The 15355-nt window shown below is 76.3% G+C and carries 15 protein-coding genes and 1 pseudogene; 9 read left to right on the plus strand and 7 right to left on the minus strand.

The genetic code is table 11. The features are described from left to right. Positions 1 to 22: 22 nt before the first annotated feature. From ACFZBX_RS08655 to ACFZBX_RS08665, 3 genes are read left to right on the plus strand one after another with little or no spacing between them, the layout of a single operon-like run. Entirely contained in the window at positions 23 to 3100 is a 3078-nt protein-coding gene (locus ACFZBX_RS08655) for a CHAT domain-containing protein (RefSeq protein ID WP_391532267.1), read from the plus strand. A gap of 19 nt (positions 3101 to 3119) precedes the next feature. Continuing rightward, positions 3120 to 3542, plus strand: a complete 423-nt coding sequence (locus ACFZBX_RS08660) for a hypothetical protein (protein WP_391532268.1) — start codon at positions 3120 to 3122, stop codon at positions 3540 to 3542. Between the two features lie 4 nt (positions 3543 to 3546). Next, positions 3547 to 4512 (plus strand): hypothetical protein, encoded by a 966-nt coding sequence (locus tag ACFZBX_RS08665; protein ID WP_391532270.1) that lies wholly within the window; start codon positions 3547 to 3549, stop codon positions 4510 to 4512. 7 nt (positions 4513 to 4519) lie between these two features. On the opposite strand, the gene ACFZBX_RS08670 is transcribed toward ACFZBX_RS08665, so the two are convergent. Then, a complete protein-coding gene (locus ACFZBX_RS08670) occupies positions 4520 to 4909 on the minus strand; it encodes a hypothetical protein (RefSeq protein ID WP_391532272.1) in 390 nt (129 codons plus the stop codon). Between the two features lie 382 nt (positions 4910 to 5291). On the opposite strand from ACFZBX_RS08670, the gene ACFZBX_RS08675 reads away from it, so the two are divergent. Further along, on the plus strand, positions 5292 to 5942 hold the full coding sequence (locus ACFZBX_RS08675; RefSeq protein WP_391532274.1) for a TNT domain-containing protein: 651 nt from the start codon (positions 5292 to 5294) through the stop codon (positions 5940 to 5942). Between the two features lie 83 nt (positions 5943 to 6025). On the opposite strand, the gene ACFZBX_RS08680 is transcribed toward ACFZBX_RS08675, so the two are convergent. Beyond that, positions 6026 to 6268 carry a hypothetical protein gene (locus ACFZBX_RS08680; RefSeq protein ID WP_391532276.1) on the minus strand — a complete coding sequence of 81 codons (243 nt, stop codon included), beginning with the start codon at positions 6266 to 6268 and terminating at the stop codon, positions 6026 to 6028. A 97-nt stretch (positions 6269 to 6365) separates the two neighbouring features. Here ACFZBX_RS08680 and ACFZBX_RS08685 point away from each other — a divergent pair, with 97 nt between their 5' ends. The 5 genes from ACFZBX_RS08685 to ACFZBX_RS08705 all read left to right on the plus strand — a co-directional run bounded on the left by ACFZBX_RS08685 (position 6366) and on the right by ACFZBX_RS08705 (position 10187). Continuing rightward, positions 6366 to 6971 (plus strand): GNAT family N-acetyltransferase, encoded by a 606-nt coding sequence (locus tag ACFZBX_RS08685; RefSeq protein WP_391532278.1) that lies wholly within the window; start codon positions 6366 to 6368, stop codon positions 6969 to 6971. A gap of 1292 nt (positions 6972 to 8263) precedes the next feature. Further along, positions 8264 to 8572, plus strand: a complete 309-nt coding sequence (locus ACFZBX_RS08690; protein ID WP_391532280.1) for an HAD family hydrolase — start codon at positions 8264 to 8266, stop codon at positions 8570 to 8572. A gap of 68 nt (positions 8573 to 8640) precedes the next feature. Continuing rightward, complete coding sequence (locus ACFZBX_RS08695) at positions 8641 to 9123, plus strand: hypothetical protein (RefSeq protein ID WP_391532282.1); 483 nt, start codon at positions 8641 to 8643, stop codon at positions 9121 to 9123. Then, entirely contained in the window at positions 9123 to 9479 is a 357-nt protein-coding gene (locus ACFZBX_RS08700) for a PRC-barrel domain containing protein (RefSeq protein WP_391532284.1), read from the plus strand. Before ACFZBX_RS08695 ends, ACFZBX_RS08700 begins: the two co-directional genes overlap by 1 nt. Positions 9480 to 9515: 36 nt before the next feature. Further along, positions 9516 to 10187: a type 1 glutamine amidotransferase domain-containing protein gene (locus ACFZBX_RS08705; RefSeq protein ID WP_391532286.1), complete on the plus strand. Its 672-nt coding sequence runs from the start codon at positions 9516 to 9518 to the stop codon at positions 10185 to 10187. Here ACFZBX_RS08705 and ACFZBX_RS08710 read toward each other — a convergent pair. The 5 genes and pseudogenes from ACFZBX_RS08710 to ACFZBX_RS08730 form a co-directional block, all read right to left on the minus strand. Continuing rightward, positions 10153 to 11211: a hypothetical protein gene (locus ACFZBX_RS08710; RefSeq protein ID WP_391532288.1), complete on the minus strand. Its 1059-nt coding sequence runs from the start codon at positions 11209 to 11211 to the stop codon at positions 10153 to 10155. The genes ACFZBX_RS08705 and ACFZBX_RS08710 overlap by 35 nt on opposite strands. A gap of 49 nt (positions 11212 to 11260) precedes the next feature. Beyond that, complete coding sequence (locus tag ACFZBX_RS08715) at positions 11261 to 12115, minus strand: DNA ligase (RefSeq protein ID WP_391532605.1); 855 nt, start codon at positions 12113 to 12115, stop codon at positions 11261 to 11263. A 96-nt stretch (positions 12116 to 12211) separates the two neighbouring features. After that, a pseudogene (gene ligD, locus ACFZBX_RS08720) lies at positions 12212 to 13093 on the minus strand (non-homologous end-joining DNA ligase); the annotation flags it as partial. Positions 13094 to 13197: 104 nt separating this feature from the next. Beyond that, positions 13198 to 13773, minus strand: a complete 576-nt coding sequence (locus ACFZBX_RS08725) for a TetR family transcriptional regulator (RefSeq protein ID WP_391532607.1) — start codon at positions 13771 to 13773, stop codon at positions 13198 to 13200. Positions 13774 to 14207: 434 nt separating this feature from the next. Continuing rightward, a complete protein-coding gene (locus tag ACFZBX_RS08730; RefSeq protein WP_391532289.1) occupies positions 14208 to 15332 on the minus strand; it encodes a saccharopine dehydrogenase in 1125 nt (374 codons plus the stop codon). Between the last annotated feature and the right edge of the window lie 23 nt (positions 15333 to 15355).

Here is a 15355-nt window from a genome sequence, read left to right on the forward strand (position 1 = left end):
GAAACAGTGGGGGGAACCGCTGATGCCTGAGTTGAACGAGACCATCCGTGCCACCATCGGACGGACCATGGCGGCGCCGGACGCCGGAGTGCCCTACCAGGTGCACCCGCCGGAGCAGGTACTGGACGCGGACCTCCACCGCACCATGGCCACGCTGATCCTGGACGCACGCGACCGGCTGACCCCCGACCAGGCCGGCGGGCCCGGGGGAGTCGACCTGGAGCTGGTCTTCATGGTCGGCTGCTACTACGGCGCCCGGATGCAGCTCCTGTCCGAGGACGAGGCGCGGTGGGCCTCGTACGCGTTCGAGTTCCTCCTGGCGGTGGTCCGCGCGCTGCGCCCCGAGGCGGTGCCCACCCACTGGCGACAGGTGTTCGAGGAGCGACCGCCGCAGCTCGTCCCCGCGTACGAGGTCCTGCACGCCGTCGGGACCGCGCTGTTCATCCCCAGCGAGGCGACCGGGGACGAGGACGGAGTCCTGTGCGCCACGGCGCTCCTGAGCACCGCCTGGGAATGGTCGCGCGGGACGGAGTCGGAGCCGGTCCTCGGCTTCAAACTGGGGTCGTTCCTGGCCACCCTGGCGGACCTGGACGAGGACGCCGAATCCGCGGGCCGCAACCGGGTCAGGTCGCTGCAGCTGATGCGCGGCGGACTCGGCGCGATCCCCCTGGACCAGTCCTCCCTGCGCGCCACGATGATGGCCGAGATCATCCGGGTCCAGGCGAAGGTGCCGGCGGCCGCCGTGCCGGACGACGGCGTCCACGCCGAGATCGGCCGCTACAACCGCGACGGCGACCCGGCACGACTCGACCGGATCATCGACCGGCTGCGCGTCGTCGTCGGCGGCGCGGCCGAACCGGACCGCAGCCACCGCCGCTTCGAGCTCGGCCAGATCCTCCGGATGCGGTTCGAGGTCAAGGGCGACCTCGACGACCTGAACGAGTCGATCGACCAGCTCGGCACGGCCCTGGCCGGACCGCTCGACCAGGAGATCCGCGCCGGCGCCCGCTCCTTCCTGGCCCTCTCCCACCTCGACCGGTATGTCACGTCGGAGGACCGGGCCGACCTGGACAAGGCCACCACCCTCGCCCGCCTGGCGTGCGACGCCGCCACCGCCGCCTCGCGGGCCCACGGGCAGCGGCTCACCAACCTGGCGGCGGTGCTGACCATGCGGGCGGGGACGGACGACGACCCGGCCGCGCTCGACGAGGCGATCGAGCACCTCAGGCAGGCCGTGGCCGTCACCCCGCCCTCCCAGCAGGACCAACCGGTCATGCTGATCAAACTCGCGGTCGCCCTGCGCCGCCGCGCCGGCCGTCCCGGACGGGAAGCCGACCTGGTGACGGCGGAGACGATCCTGCGGCAGGTGGCGGACCAGGCCGCGGATTCCGGACCGCACGCCCAGGCCGCCCGCCTGGAACTGGGCGAACTGCTCGCCGAACGGGGGCTGCGCCTGCGGGCCGGTGCCGACCTCGCCGAGGCGGTCACGCACTGGCGGGCGCTGGCACTCACGCCGACCCAGGACGTCCGCTCCCGCCTGTACGGCGCGGTCCGCTGGGCGATGGCCTGCGCCAACCTCGACGACCTGGACCAGTCCCGCACCGCCTTCGGCGTGGCGCTGGACGACCTGCTGCCCAAGCTCACCACCCGGGCGCTCGGCCGCGACTCCCAGGAGGCCCGGCTGCGCCTCACCTACACGATGGCCAATGCCGCCGCGGCCACCGAGATCCAGGCCGGCCGCCCCCGGCAGGCGCTGGTCCGGCTCGAACAGGGACGGGGCGTGCTGCTCGCGCAGGCCCTCCAACTGCGCGGCCGTGAGGACGCGCTGCGCGCCGTCGCGCCCGGACTCGCCGACCGGTACGAGGAGCTGTGCCGGGAACTGGTCGAACCCCGGCTCGACCCCGAGCGGCGCAGGGCCGCGGCCGAGGCCTTCGACCGCCAAGTGGAACTGATCCGCCGCCTGCCCGGCATGAGCGGCTTCCACCGCCCGCCGAACTGGAGCCGGCTGAGCGAGGCCGCCGCGCAGGGCCCCGTCGTCGTCCTCAACGTCTCGGTGCTGCGCTGCGACGTCCTGCTGCTCCGCTCCCAGCGGGGGCGCACGGTGATCGAGGTGCTCCCGCTGCGGGACGTCACGGCCGAGGAGGTCGACCGCCGGGCGGACGTCTTCCGAGCGGCGGTCACCGGGCTCACCACGCGGGGCGCCGGCCTCGCCGACAAGCTCCGGTGGCACGGTGACCTGGAGAAGACGCTCCACTGGCTGGGCGCCTCGGTGGTCGGGCCGGTCCTCGCGAAGCTCGGCATCGACCGCCCGGACGGCGGCGGGCCGCTGCCACGGCTCTGGTGGTGCCCGACCGGCGCCCTTGCCCGGCTGCCCCTGCACGCGGCCGTCCTGCCCCGCACCGGGGACGGGCCGCCGAGCCCCCCGGTGTACGCACACGACCTGGTCGTCTCCTCCTACGTGCCGACGCTGGGCTCGCTGCTCCACGCCCGCGAGCGGCCCGCGCCGGCCGCCGGGAGCGGATCGCTGGCCGCCGTCGCCGTGGACGCGGGCAGCGGCGACCGTCCGCTCGTCGGCCTCGACGAGGAACTGGCGGCGACCCGGCGGCTGCCCGGCCCCCGCCGCGAACTGCGGGACGCCGCGGCCACCCCCGGGAACGTGCTGGCGGCGCTGCGCACGCACACCCACGTCCACCTGGCCTGCCACGGCGCCTGGGACGGCGCCGACCCGTCGAACAGCAGACTCCTCCTGCACGGGGGCACCCTGGCGCTGCGCCGGCTCGCCGCGGAGCGGCTGGCCGACGCGGAGTTCGCCTACCTTTCCGCCTGCCACAGCGCCGCACCCGGCGCGCAACTCGTCAACGAGGCCGTCTCGGTGGCCTCGGCCTTCCAACTGTGCGGCTACCGGCAGGTGATCGGGAGCCTGTGGACCGTCGACGACGCGGTGGCACCGCGGCTCGCCCGCGAGGTGTACCGGATGCTCGCCGAGCCCGGCGCCCCCGACCCCGCGACGGTCCTGCACCGTGCGGTCGACGCGCTGCGGGCGGACCCCGATTTCGACGAGCCCCTCTACTGGGCCTCGATGATCCACAGCGGGCCGTGAGGGCCCGGAACGGAGGACGATGAACGGGGACGGGAACAGAAACGGGGACGGGAACAGGAACAGGAACGGGGACGGGGAGCGGAGAGAGCGGGCGGCCTTCTGCTCGGCCCTGCCGTACCTGACCGAGTACCTGACCGCCCAGGGGCGGGCGGTGGAGGTGCAGGACGCCGTGACGGCGGTCCTGGCCGACACACCCGTCCAGGAGGCGGTGGCCGGACTCGGCCTTCCCCGCTACGTGCTGGAGGACGTCGTGACGGTGCGCGGCGAGGAGCCGGGCCCGGGCGACATCCTCCCCGGCGCGGTGCCCCGCGCCGAAGGGGAGCGGTACTCCTGCCCCGACGGCTGGTGCGGCCGCCACGACGTGCGCGAGCCCGGCGGGCCGGTCCCCGCCGGAGGCCGCTGCTGGCTGCGCGACCGCGCCCTCGTGCTGACCAGGGCGTGATCCGGTGTCCTCGCTGCTCGGCGGCCTGGGCGAGAAGCTCGCCGACAAGTGGATCTCCGCCCTGGCCGTCCCCGGCCTGCTGCTGATGGCGGCGTCGGCCGCCGGTGCGGTGCTCGGCCAGGCCGACGCCCTCGACCTCGCCGCGCTGCGGGCCCGGGCCGCACAGGAGGCGGCGCGGGCCGGGGAGTGGTCCACCGTCGCCCAGCTCACCGCGCTCGGCGCCGTCGTGCTGGGCTCCGTCGCCGTGGGCGCCCTGGTGCGGGCCTGCGCCGCGGCGGCCGAACGGATCTGGACGGGCGACTGGCCCGCCCCGGCCGGCCGGGTGGCCGCCCGGCTGACCGACCGGCGGAAGGCGCGCTGGCTGGCGCTGCAGACGGAGATCACCGAGCTGCGGGAGGAGATGCCGATCCCCGCGCCGGGCCACCCGGCGTACGAGGCGAACCGGGCGGAGATCGACCGGCTCACGGCGCTCCGCGACCGCATCGCGCTGGCGGAGCCGCAGCGGCCGACCATGACCGGCGACCGCTTCGCCGGCACCGGCACCCGGCTTCGCAACCAGTACGGCATCGACCTCGCCGCCTCCTGGACCCGCCTGTGGCTGGTCCTGCCGGACGCCGTCCAGGCCGAGCTGCGCGCCTCACGGGCCGGCTTCGGCGCGGCCGTCGAGGGGACGACCTGGGCGGCCTGCTACCTCGTCCTGGGGCTGCGCTGGTGGCCCGCCGCACTGATCGGCCTCGCGGTCGGCCTGCTCGCGTGGAGCCGCGGCCGCCGCGCCGCGGTACTGCACGCGGACCTCGTCGAATCGGCCGCCGACCTGCACCTGAAGACCCTGGCGGCCGAGTTCGGCCTCGCCGCCGTGGACCCCGAGCCGGACCCCGAGCCGGACCCCGGGCCCGACTCCACGTCCGGCTTCACCGTGGACCCCGAGGTCGGCCGGGCACTCAACCGCCTCTTCCGCAAGGGCGCCTGAGCCGACGCTAGTCGCTGAACCAGGCGCGCCCGTCGGCGGAGAGGAACGCCCACAGGACGAAGCCGCCGAGGGCGATGCCGGTCAGGGCGGCGAAGGAGCCGGTCGCCACCAGGAGGACGCCGGCGGCGACGGACAGCGCCTCGATGACGGCCACCGTCGTCCTGGTCCAGCCCGCGCGGCGGGAGGCGAGACCGGCGCAGGTGCCGAGCAGCAGGCCGACCAGCACCGAGGTCATCGCGACGAAGCGCACCAGCGCCATCTCGTCGCCCTGGTCCCGGCCGAGGGCCCCGAGCAGCAGCAGTCCCGAGCAGCCGCTGAGTGCGGCGTGGATCCACACGCACACGACCGCCCGCCGGACCGTCGTCGGCATCCGCCGCGCGGCGCACTGGTCCGTCATCGCTGACCACCCCCGGTCGTCGGGCGGCCGTGGCGGTGGCCGGGCCGTACCGGCGAGGATCGGGCCGGTCCGACGACCTGTCAATGGAACTGATGCGTTCCTGGGTGGCTCCATCACGGTCCGCCGCTGGTTGCGGTGGTTGTCCCGGCGCCCAGGCTGGGGGCGTGACCCTCCAGTTTGCGCGCCCCCGGCGCCTGGTGTGCGCGGATTGGTCGAAACCGGGGGTTCCGGACACGTTGGGGGATCGGATGGTTGACGAGAGGTCAGATGATCCGATTGCCTTGGTGCTGAATCGGACACGGAGGGTGACGGAGTGCGCTCCGGCCCGTCCGCGTCACCACCACACCACCTCACCACCTCACCACCTCATGACGGAGACAACGTGCGCCTTCGCCTGCTCGCCGTGCCGCTCGCCGCGGTCGTCGCCCTGCTCGCCCCGAGCACCCCGGCCCTCGCCGCCGCGGCGGGCGCCACCCCGTCCGACGAGTGCTCCACGGCGGACCACCACGCCGATCCCCGCCTCGGCCCCGCCGACCTGCCGACCAACGGCCCGGTCGGCCGCGAGCTGATCGGCTACCGGCGAACCGGCGGCCTCAGCGAGGAGAAGTTCCTCGCCACCTACTACAGCCCCACCGCCAACAACGGCTCCCCGGGCTGGATCTACCCGCCCGCCAACGGCTACGTCACCCTGCCCGACGGCACCCCGGTCGAGTTCGAGATCACCCTCTACCCGAACCAGCGGATCGACCGCTACGGCAGCGAGTACGGCGCGTTCCTCGCCCCCGAGGGCCTGCCCTACGCCAGCCGCTCCATCCCGCCGCAGAGCCTCGACAGCAACCCGGCCGCGGGCTGCAACTACCACGACTACAAGGTGCTCAAGCCGTTCAAGGTGCACGCCGGCCCGATCGCGCCCTGGTTCGGCCAGCCCGGCTACGGCCTGCAGTACCAGCTCGACGCCGCACTCGTACCGAACGGCCCGGACCGGCTGAACGTGCTCTGGCTCGTCGACAACGGCTACCTCGGCCGGATCTGACGCCGCGCCGGACCACCGGAGGTCGCCGGGAGGACGAACACCGGGCCCCCCGTCGTCCGGCGTCGGCAGCGGGCCGTTCGGCGTCAGCGCGCCGAGCGGCCCGCGCCACGGCGGCCGGCCGCGCGCCGCGTAGAACGCCGCCGCTGGACCACCGAGGCGTGCCCGACGAGCACCCGGCCCTCCCGGGCCGGCGCGTGCACGCCGCCCGGCCCGTGCTCCCGGTCCTCCTCGGACATGTCGTCGAACTCCTCGAACAGCAGGGCGCGGACGGCCCCCAGGGTGTCGAGGTCCAGGGCGCAGATGTGCGGGGTGACGAGTTCGGCCATGGGCCGACCGTGGCACGCCCGGGCCGTCGGGCCAAGCGGATTCCGGCGCTACGTATATCCGTTGTCGGGAGGTGGGAGCGGGGGATAGAAAGGGCGGATGAGCACCGCATCCATCGCCCAGCCCACCTTCGTCCCGGCCGCGCTCGACCTGGGCGACCTCGTCCTGCGCCCGTGGGAGCCGGGCCTGGAGGTCCGGGGCGGTGCGGTGGCGAACCTGACGGCGGCCGCCGCCGACCCGGAGATCGCCCTCTGGAACCCGCTGCGCGCCGCCGACCCGGGACAGGCCGAGGCGTGTATCGACCGCTGGGCCGGCGGCTGGCAGAACGGTACCCTCGCGTACTTCGCGATCCTGGACTCCACTACTGCCGAGCTGCTCGGCACCATCGCGCTGCGGTGGACGGACCGCGCCGACGGACTCGCCATGGTCGGCTACTGGCTGCTCCCGGCCGCCCGCGGCCGGGGCATCGCCACCCGGGCCACCCGCGCGATCACCCGCTGGGGCTTCACCACCGCCGGCGCCCGCCGCATCGAACTCGCCCACGCCGTCGACAACCCCGCCTCCTGCCGCGTCGCCGAACGCTGCGACTTCCCCCTCGAAGGCACCCTGCGCGCCTCCTTCCGCTTCGGCGACGGCCTCCACCACGACGAACACCTCCACGCCCGCCTGGCCACCGACCCCCACCCGGCCGAACCGGCCCGGTAGCCCCGGTCGGCCTTGGGGATCCGCGGGCGGCCCGGCTGGATGCCGAACGGTGTGGTTCCTGTTCGGGAGGTGAGGGCGAGCGTGGGCGTGCGCGCTTGGCCGCAGGCCCTGGCCCGCCGGCTGAACATCCCCGGCCGGCGGCTCGTCGGCACTGTGACGGAGCCGAACCGGTCGGGTGGTCGAGGCCGCCGGGTGCTGTGGCGTCCCGGCCGCGGGTGGTTCGGCTCCGGTGAGGGCGGGCACCTCGACACCGGCCCGGTCCGGTGAGGCAGCCGGAACCGCCCGGTCGCCCCGGCCCGCTCGCGGCGATGGGGAGTGCACCCTTCATGCCCGGCCGGCTTCGGGTCCGGGAGCGCTGGGCCCGCTTGGCTGCCGCGCCCGGTTGGTGGGCTTGCCGGGGATGGGCTGCCGGGCGCCGGGTGCTGTGGTGTCCCGGCCGCGGGTGGTTCGGCTCTGGTGAGGGCGGGTACCTCGACTCCGGTCCGGTCCGGTGGGGCAGCCGGAACCGCCCGGTCGCCCCGGTCCGTCGGCTTGCGGATCTCCGCTCGCGGGCGATGGGGGGCGCACCCTTCATGCCCGGCCGGCTTCGGGTCCGGGAGCGCCGGGCCTGCTTGGCCGCTGCGCCCGGTTGGTGGGCTTGCCGGGGATGGGCTGCCGGGCGCCGGGTGCTGTGGCGTCCCGTTCGGCTGGTGGCGGCGGGCCTGTCCGTGCCCGGCTGGTCGCGCCGGCCCGCCGACCGGGTAGCCCCGGCCGGCGGGCTCGTCGGCACTCGGCTCGTCGGCACTTGGGCGGAGCCGAACCGGTGGGTGGTTGAGGCCGTCGGGCGCTTCGGCTTCCCGGCGCGGGCGGTCTGTGGGGGCTCATTTCCGTTCCGGTGATGGCCGGTGCCCTCGCCCTCGGCGAGCGCGTTCACGCTCGGCTTCCGCCGGTGTTCGGTGGGCCGAATCGGCGGGGTGGACGGGGGCCGCCGAGTGCTCCGGTCTCCTGCTTCGGCGCCGGCGGCTCGTGCGCTCGGGTCTCGGCCGGGGCGGGCGACCGGCGGGGCGGTTCGCCGGCTGCCGCCCTGCGGAGGTGCGGGGGCGGGGTGAGGGGGGCGGGCCTAGTCTGGAAGGGCGCCGGTGCGTGGTGCGGAACGGGAACGGTGGGCCATGACGGTCGTCTCGGCGGCACTCTTCGGAGCCGATTGGCGCGCGACGCCACGCGGTTCCGCTGAGCTTCCGCGCGAGTGCGCCGCGCGTGGCTGGACCGTGGTGCTGACCGCCCCCGGGCCGGCCGGGGCTCCCGTGCTCACCGTGACCGATCCCGGCCACGACCCGGTCGGGGCGGCGCTCGACCTGGTGGACGGCGAGCCCGCGCACGCGGTGTTCGTCGCCGGGAGCGTGCCCGAGGTACGGGCCGCGCGCCGGGCCGGAGTGGCCTGCGTCGCCGTGCTCGGCGCCGGGGCCACCGCGCGCGAGCTGCGGGCCGCGGGCGCCGTCGAGGTGCACCGTGACGCCGCGGCCCTGCTGCGTGTGCTGGACGACAGCCTGCTCGCCCGCCCACGGGCGTTCGGCGACCGCCGTCCGACCGCTTCGACCGCACCCGCGGGCCGGAGCGGTTAGCCCGCACCCCGCCGGGAACTCGCCCGGACGGGAGGACGTCGTCACCGGAAGTGCCGGAGGTGACCGAGATGGACGGACCCGCGCTGAGCGGACGGGAGCGGCGGCTCCTGGCCGAGATCGAGGGTGAGCTGCGCCGGGACACCCGGCTCGACCGGCGGTTGAGCACGATGGGTGCCAAACGGCCGAGCCGGTTGGGGAGCGCGTTGTGCGGCCTCGGCCGCCGGGTGCCGGTCGGGGTGCTGATGACGGCACTGGTGATGTCGGCGATCTGCCTGAGCGTCGCGGTGCGCAAGCCCAGCGCGGTGATGGCGGTCGCCACGGCCGCGGTCTGGGTGGGCAGCGTCGTGCTGGCGGCCGGTGTCTCGGCCCTGCTGCGCCGCCACCGGCGCGGCCGCGCGGGGACGGCGGACGACCTGCCGGCCGGCGGGTACCGGGAGCCGCGGAGCCGCGGGTGGCCGGGGGAGCCCACGGACGGCGGCGACGACCGGGAGGGCCGCCGCGACGGCCGGGACCGCCGCGAGCGCCGTCCCTGGGACTATCCGGAGATGTGATGACCACCGACCTGTGGGAGTACCGCCCGGGCTCCCACCACGCCGCCGATCTGACCCTGGTCGGCTATGACGTCGAGGCGACCGACGGCCCGCTGGGCCACGTGGACCAGGACGCCGGGGACCACCTGCTGGTGGACACCCGGCCGTGGGTGCCGGGCGCCCCGGTCCTGGTTCCGGTCGGACTGGTGTCCCGGATCGACCACCTGGAGCTGGTCGTCCACCTGGACTGCCCGCGCGCCCGGGTGCGCTCCGCCCCACCGCCCGCCGCCGTCGACGGGACCGGCGGCCGGGCCGTCCTGGTCGCGCACTACGCCCACGACCGGGCCGGCGGGCCCGGTGGGCGCCGTGCGGGCTGAATCGGCGAGGGCCGCGCGGTGGACGGGGCGAGGCGGGTGAAGTTCGTCGCCCTCACCGGCCGCACGGTCGCCTTCCTGGTCGCGCCCGAGGGTGCCGAGCAGGCCGAGCTGACCGGCTCCTGGCAGGCCGTCGCCGAGGCGGGCGGTACGCCCCGGCTGGTGTCCACCCGGCCCGGACGCGTCCAGGCGTTCCGGTACCTGGACCGGGCGGACACCTTCCCGGTCGACGACGTGGTCGGCGTGGTGCGGCCGGCCGACTACGACGCGTTGATCCTGCCGGGCGGCGTCGCCAACCCCGACCTCCTGCGGCTGCACCGGGCCGCCGTCTCCTTCGTCCACGAGCTGTCCGCCGCCGGCAGGCCGGTCGCGGTGATCTGCCACGGCGCCTGGACGCTCATCGAGGCGGACGCGGTGCGCGGCCGCACGCTCACCTCCTGGCCGAGCATCCGCACCGACCTGGTCAACGCGGGCGCCTACTGGGTCGACGAGCCGGTCCACGTCTGCCGGGACGGTCCCGGCGTGCTGGTCTCCGCCCGGAGGCCGGCCGACCTGCCGGCCTTCACCGAGACGCTGGTGACCGAGTTCGCGCACGCGCGCCCGGCGGCGGGCCCGCACCCGCCCTGGCCCGTCGCCCACGAGGCCGCGCCCTCCCGCCACGCGGCTCCGGAGGAGGTCAGCCGAGAAAGCGGTGGACCGGCGCCAGGCTGACCGGCAGCTGGTCGCTCACGTCGACGGTGTGGACGAAGGTGACCTTGACGCGCCGCTCGTCGGCCGGGTCGGAGAACCGCACGAGGACGTCCTGGCAGTCGGAGCCCGGTCGGCAGTGCGGGCTCCTGGCGACGGTGACCGCGTCCAGCGTGTAGAGGCCGGGAGCGGCCCGGTGCTCCGGGGATTCCTCGGGGCCGTCGTCGCCCGGCCCGGCGTTGCCCGGTCCGTCATCGCCCGGCCCGGTGGGGAGCAGGCCCGCGCCGAGCAGGCCGCCCGTCAGGACGGATTCCGTCAGGGCGTGGTTCAGGGCCCGCTCGGCGGCGCTCAGGCCGGGGTTGCGGAACTGGAAGTAGATCTTGTCGAGCAGTGCGCGGACGTGCCCGGTCAGCTGGTCGCGGTCGTAGTGGTGCGGTTCCCCGACGGCGTCCACGGCGGCCGCGACGAGCGGGGTCTCCGTCCAGCGGGCCAGCCCGACGGCGCTCACGCGGACGACCGGCACGACCTGCCCGGAGCACAGCCGCGCCGAGCGGTCGGTGAGCCGCCCGGGCACGGTGAGTCGTCGGATGCGGTCCGGGTCCCCGGCCGGGAGCGACCGGCCGAGCAGTGCGTCGCGCAGCGCCCGGTGGACGGGGTGCACCGGCGGGGCGTCGGCGATCCGGCGCAGCAGCGCGAGCCGTTCCTCCTCGCTCCCGCCGGGCGCTGGAGCGGGGAGCGGGCCGGACCACTCCATCCCGACGGCGGGCTCGGCCTCCAGGGCGTAGACCGGGGTGCCGTCGAGGGAGAGCGTCCAGGTCAGCCCGGACGCGGCCCAGGGGTTGCGGACGAGGTGGTCGTGCAGTTGCCGGGGGTTCCCGGGGTCCGGGGCCGGTCCGTCGGGGGCCGCTTCGGCCAGCCGCCGGCGGAAGCCGTCGCGGTGGGCCTCGGAGCGGAAGTCGACGCCGATCCGGCCGACCGCGTAGACGGGCGCGCCGTCGCCGTCGCCGTCGCAGGGGCCGCTGTCCGCGGGGGTGGGCGTGTGCTCCATCGGGCTGGGCTCCCTGGGGTGTTGGTCGGGGTTCCGGGCGGGTGGGGTTTCAGTCGCCGCGCAGCCGGACGAAGAGCGCGGTCGGGGGCCGTCCGGTCACGGTCACCTCGGCGCGCACCGGGGTGGTGAGCGGGCGGACGGAGCCGTACTGCGGATCGTGGACGGGCGCGCCGAGCCGTCCGGCCGCCGCCTCCGCCACCTGCCGGGACTGCGGCGGCGACAGCGGCGGCGAGGAGAGCAGCACCCGGCCGTCGTCCAGCTCCAGGACCACCGCCCTCGGCCGGGCGGGCGGCCCGGTGACGGCGCGCACGGTGGCGTCGGTGGTGTCGCCGCGCCGGTACTTCACCCAGACCCGCCCGGCGCCCCGGGCCCGGTACGGCGAGCCGGCCGCCTTGCAGACCAGCCCCTCCACGCCGGTGTCGGCGAGCCGGTCCATCCAGGTCAGCGCCTCGGCCCGGTCGGTGGTCGCCAGGACGGCCTGGACGGGCGGCGGAACGGCGGCCAGCGCGGCCAGCAGCAGGCGCCGCCGGTCGGCCAGCGGCAGGCCCCGGACGTCCCGGCCGGGCAGCGCGAGCACGTCGAAGGCGACCAGCCCGAGCGCCACGTCGTCGGCGGCCCTGGCCCGGCGGGTGCGCAGCAGCTCCTCGAAGGCGAACCGCCCACCGCGCCAGGCGACCAGTTCGGCGTCCAGCACCAGCCCCGCCGGCAGCCGGGCGACGGCGGCGGCGACCGGCGGGAACTCGGCGGCGAGGTCCCGTCCGGAGCGGGACTGCAGGAACGGCGGGCGCGCCGGCCCCCGGGCGAAGGCCACGCACCGGAAGCCGTCCAGCTTCAGCTCGTACACCACCCCGGACCCGCCGAGGCCGTCCGTCGGCGGCACAGCGGGTACGGCGGCAGGGCGCATCACCTCCACGGGGGGCTCCAGGACCACCGGGTCGCGGGTGGCGGACCGCCGGGCCGGGGCGGGGGGCGCCTCGCGGGGCGTGCGGGTTGCAGTGGCGGCGGGCAGTGGACGGGCGCGCGCCGGGTCGAGGAGGGGCGCGAACAGGTCGCCGTGCGCCGCCAGCCGCTCCGGGACCTCGGCGATGGTGAACACCAGCTCCGCCGCCGACCGGGCCCCGTCCAGCTCCGCCCAGGACAGCGGCGCCGACACCGTCGGCCGCTGCTGTGCCCGCACGGTGTACGGGGCGGCGGTGGTCTTCTTGGCCGAGTTCTGCGACCAGTCGACCAGCACCCGGCCGGTCCGGCGGGCCTTCGCCATGGTGTGCACGACCAGGTCCGGGTGGGCCGTCTCCAGCTCGGCGGCCAACTGCTTGGCGTAGGCGGAGACCTTGGCGCTCGGCGTCGGCTCCAGCGGCACCAGCAGGTGCAGGCCCTTGCCGCCGGAGGTCTTCACCCAGGCCTCAAGGCCGTCCGCCGCGAGCCGCTCGCGCAGCAGCCCGGCCACCGTGCGGCAGGTGAGGACGCTCGCCCCCGCGCCCGGGTCGAGGTCCAGCACCAGCCGGTCCGCCAGGCCGGGCGCGGTGGCGTGCCACTGCGGCACGTGCAGCTCCAGGCAGCCGAGGTTCACCAGCGAGAGCAGGGCGGCGCCGCTCTCCAGCACCACCTGGTGCAGCTCGCCGCTGCTGCTCGGCACCTCGACCGTGCGCACCCAGCGGGGTGTGCCCGGGGGCGGGTTCTTGGCGATGAACACCTCGGCCGCCACGCCGTCCGGGGTGCGCAGGAAGGACACCGGGCGGTCGTCCAGGTGGGGCAGCAGCGCGCCGTGGACGGCGGCGTAGTAGTGCAGCACCTCGCCCTTGAGGGTGCCGGTCTGCGGGTAGTACACCTTGTCCAGGTGCGAGAGCGCGAGGGTGCGCCCGTCGACCACCATCTGCGGCATCGCCGCCTCCGAGGCTGCGCGCGTCCCGGCCGGGCCGGGTCCGTTGCGGCCAGTCTGCCCGCGGCGGGGGCGGGCCGCGAGTGCGGCCGCGCCCCGCGCGTGCGTCACGGGCCGAGCAGGTCCAGTGCGGTGCGGAGCAGCACGTCGTCGGTGGCCGGGGTGCGTTCGGCCGCCACGCCGGAGCGGAACAGCGAGGCGCCCTCGATCAGCATCACGAACACCCCGGCCCGGGCCCGCCGCTCCTCCTCCGGCAGCTCGGGCCGGCGCCGGGCGAGGAAGCCGGCCACCTGCTCCCGGTAGTCGTCGTAGAACCCGCGGACGGCCCCGGCCACCGCCGTGTCCCGGGCAGCGAGTGCCCACACCTCGGCGAACAGCCGCACCAGCCGGGCGTCCTCCTGCTCGGCGAGCAGCGCCGCCACCACGGCCGCGGCGGGGGCGTCGGTGGTCTCGGGGTCAGTGGTCTCGGGGCCGGTGGTCCAGGGGTCGGGGGCGAGCAGCGGGGCCAGCCGCTCCGCGGACCGCCGCAGCACCCGTTCCAGCACGGCGGCCACCAGGTCGGCGTGGGTGGGGAAGTAGTACTGGAGGTGGCCCAGCCGCACCCCGGCCGCCGCCGCCACGGCCCGCATCGTCAGCTCGGGCCCGCCCTCGGCGACCAGCACCCCCTCCGCCGCGTCCAGCAGGGCCTCCCGCCGCTCGGCCCCCTTCCGCCCGCGCGGCGGGGCCGGGGGTGTGGCGGGGGTGACCTCGGTGGGGTAGGTGCGTGTGGTGGCCTGGGGTGTGGCTTCTGCGGGGGCCGGGGGTGCGGTGGTGGGTGGGTCGGGGTCCGGCTGTGCTGGGCTCCTTCGGGCGCGTGTCCGCGTGGGAGGCGCCTGGGGTGTGGTCTCGGTGGGGGCCGGGGGTGTGGTGGTCGGGGGTTGGGCGCTGGGTGGGTCGAGGTCCGGCTGTTCCGCGTTCCTCCGGCCACGTGCCCGTGCGAGGGGCGCCCGGGGTGGGGCCGGCGGTGTGGTGGTCGATGGGGTGGGGCCCGGTCGCTCCGCCTCCGCCCGCTCGGGTGGCCGTGCCGGGGTGTCGGCCGGGGTGGTGGTCGGCTGGTGGGCGTGATCGGGCGAGGTGCTCATGCGGCAGCATCCAAGCCCGTGGCGGGGCGGATGTCGACCGTGACCCCGAGGGCGGCGAGGGCGGGCAGGACCCGGGCGGGGGCCGGGGTCTGTTCCGGGAAGGAGACACCGGCCGGGGCCGGTGCCGAGCCGTCCGTGCCGAGGGCGCGGCGCAGGGCGAGCAGTCCGCCGACGGCGGTGAGGTGGGCCTGGCCCGCGCGGTCCTCGACGATGGCGGCGAGGGTGCGCCCGCCATGGGTGACGTCGACCCGCAGCAGCGCGGTGCCGCCGTCGCCGGGGGAGTACAGCAGGGCGCGGCGGGCGGACTGCCAGCGCTCGCCCCGGCCCCAGCGGAAGAAGCCGGTGTGCTTGGCCGCCAGCAGGGCCCGGGTGCTGAGGCCGGAGCTGAAGCCGATCCGGGTGGTGGCGGTGGCGCTGCCGAGGGTGAGCGGCAGGGTGAACTGCTCGGGCGTGTCGATCCGGGCGACCCGGGTGGGGTGGGCGCCGATCCGCACGGTGCCCGTGTCGCTCAGCGGCGCGACGGTGCTCCGGCGGCCCTCGCGGACGACCTCGTAGTCCAGCCCCAGCCGGTCCATGAACTCGACGGAGTCCGCGCCGGCCCGGTCGGCGAGGTCCCAGCGGACGGCGGTCTCGACCCGGTCCGCCCCGCCGAGCCGCTCCGCCAGGGCGGCGGCGACCAGGCTGACGACCCCGCCCATCCAGGCGGAGGAGAGCAGCACGGGCGCGGCGGGGCGCAGCAGGGCGGCCACGGTGGCGGCCCGCTGGAGGCGGACGGTCCAGCGGGTGACATCGACGTACGGGACACCGCCGGCCGTGGCGGCCCGCAGCACCCGGTCGTCCGGGTCGTTGACCACGCCCACGACGGCGCGGACCGCCGCCTCGAACGGTGCCGGGTCGCCGAGGTCCCAGCGGCGGACCGTGGCGTGTGGGGCTCCGCCGAGGTCGCCGACGAGCGCCGCCCCGCGCTCCGCGGAGCGGCCGGTGAGCAGGACGGGGTGCTCGGCCGCGACCAGGCGGGCGAGTTCGGTGCCGACCGTCCCGTAGCCGCCGACCAGCAGGACCGGGCCCTTCGGGTCGTGGGTGAGCGAGTCGGGTGCGCAGAGGTGTGCCGAGGTGGTCATGCCCGAAAAAATAGGTCACGCGA

Source organism: Kitasatospora sp. NPDC008115 (assembly GCF_042957205.1).
In the GTDB taxonomy this organism is placed as follows: Bacteria; Actinomycetota; Actinomycetes; order Streptomycetales; family Streptomycetaceae; genus Kitasatospora.

Excerpts from the sequence above, each read along its gene's own strand:
- ACFZBX_RS08715 (WP_391532605.1), bottom strand. The coding sequence starts at position 12,115 with ATGCGCCCTGCCGCCGTACCCGCTGTGCCGCCGACGGACGGCCTCGGC.
- ACFZBX_RS08695 (WP_391532282.1), top strand. The coding sequence starts at position 8,641 with ATGGACGGACCCGCGCTGAGCGGACGGGAGCGGCGGCTCCTGGCCGAG.
- ACFZBX_RS08710 (WP_391532288.1), bottom strand. The coding sequence starts at position 11,211 with ATGGAGCACACGCCCACCCCCGCGGACAGCGGCCCCTGCGACGGCGAC.
- ACFZBX_RS08670 (WP_391532272.1), bottom strand. The coding sequence starts at position 4,909 with ATGACGGACCAGTGCGCCGCGCGGCGGATGCCGACGACGGTCCGGCGG.
- ACFZBX_RS08680 (WP_391532276.1), bottom strand. The coding sequence starts at position 6,268 with ATGGCCGAACTCGTCACCCCGCACATCTGCGCCCTGGACCTCGACACC.
- ACFZBX_RS08655 (WP_391532267.1), top strand. The coding sequence starts at position 23 with ATGCCTGAGTTGAACGAGACCATCCGTGCCACCATCGGACGGACCATG.
- ACFZBX_RS08730 (WP_391532289.1), bottom strand. The coding sequence starts at position 15,332 with ATGACCACCTCGGCACACCTCTGCGCACCCGACTCGCTCACCCACGAC.
- ACFZBX_RS08700 (WP_391532284.1), top strand. The coding sequence starts at position 9,123 with ATGACCACCGACCTGTGGGAGTACCGCCCGGGCTCCCACCACGCCGCC.
- ACFZBX_RS08660 (WP_391532268.1), top strand. The coding sequence starts at position 3,120 with ATGAACGGGGACGGGAACAGAAACGGGGACGGGAACAGGAACAGGAAC.
- ACFZBX_RS08685 (WP_391532278.1), top strand. The coding sequence starts at position 6,366 with ATGAGCACCGCATCCATCGCCCAGCCCACCTTCGTCCCGGCCGCGCTC.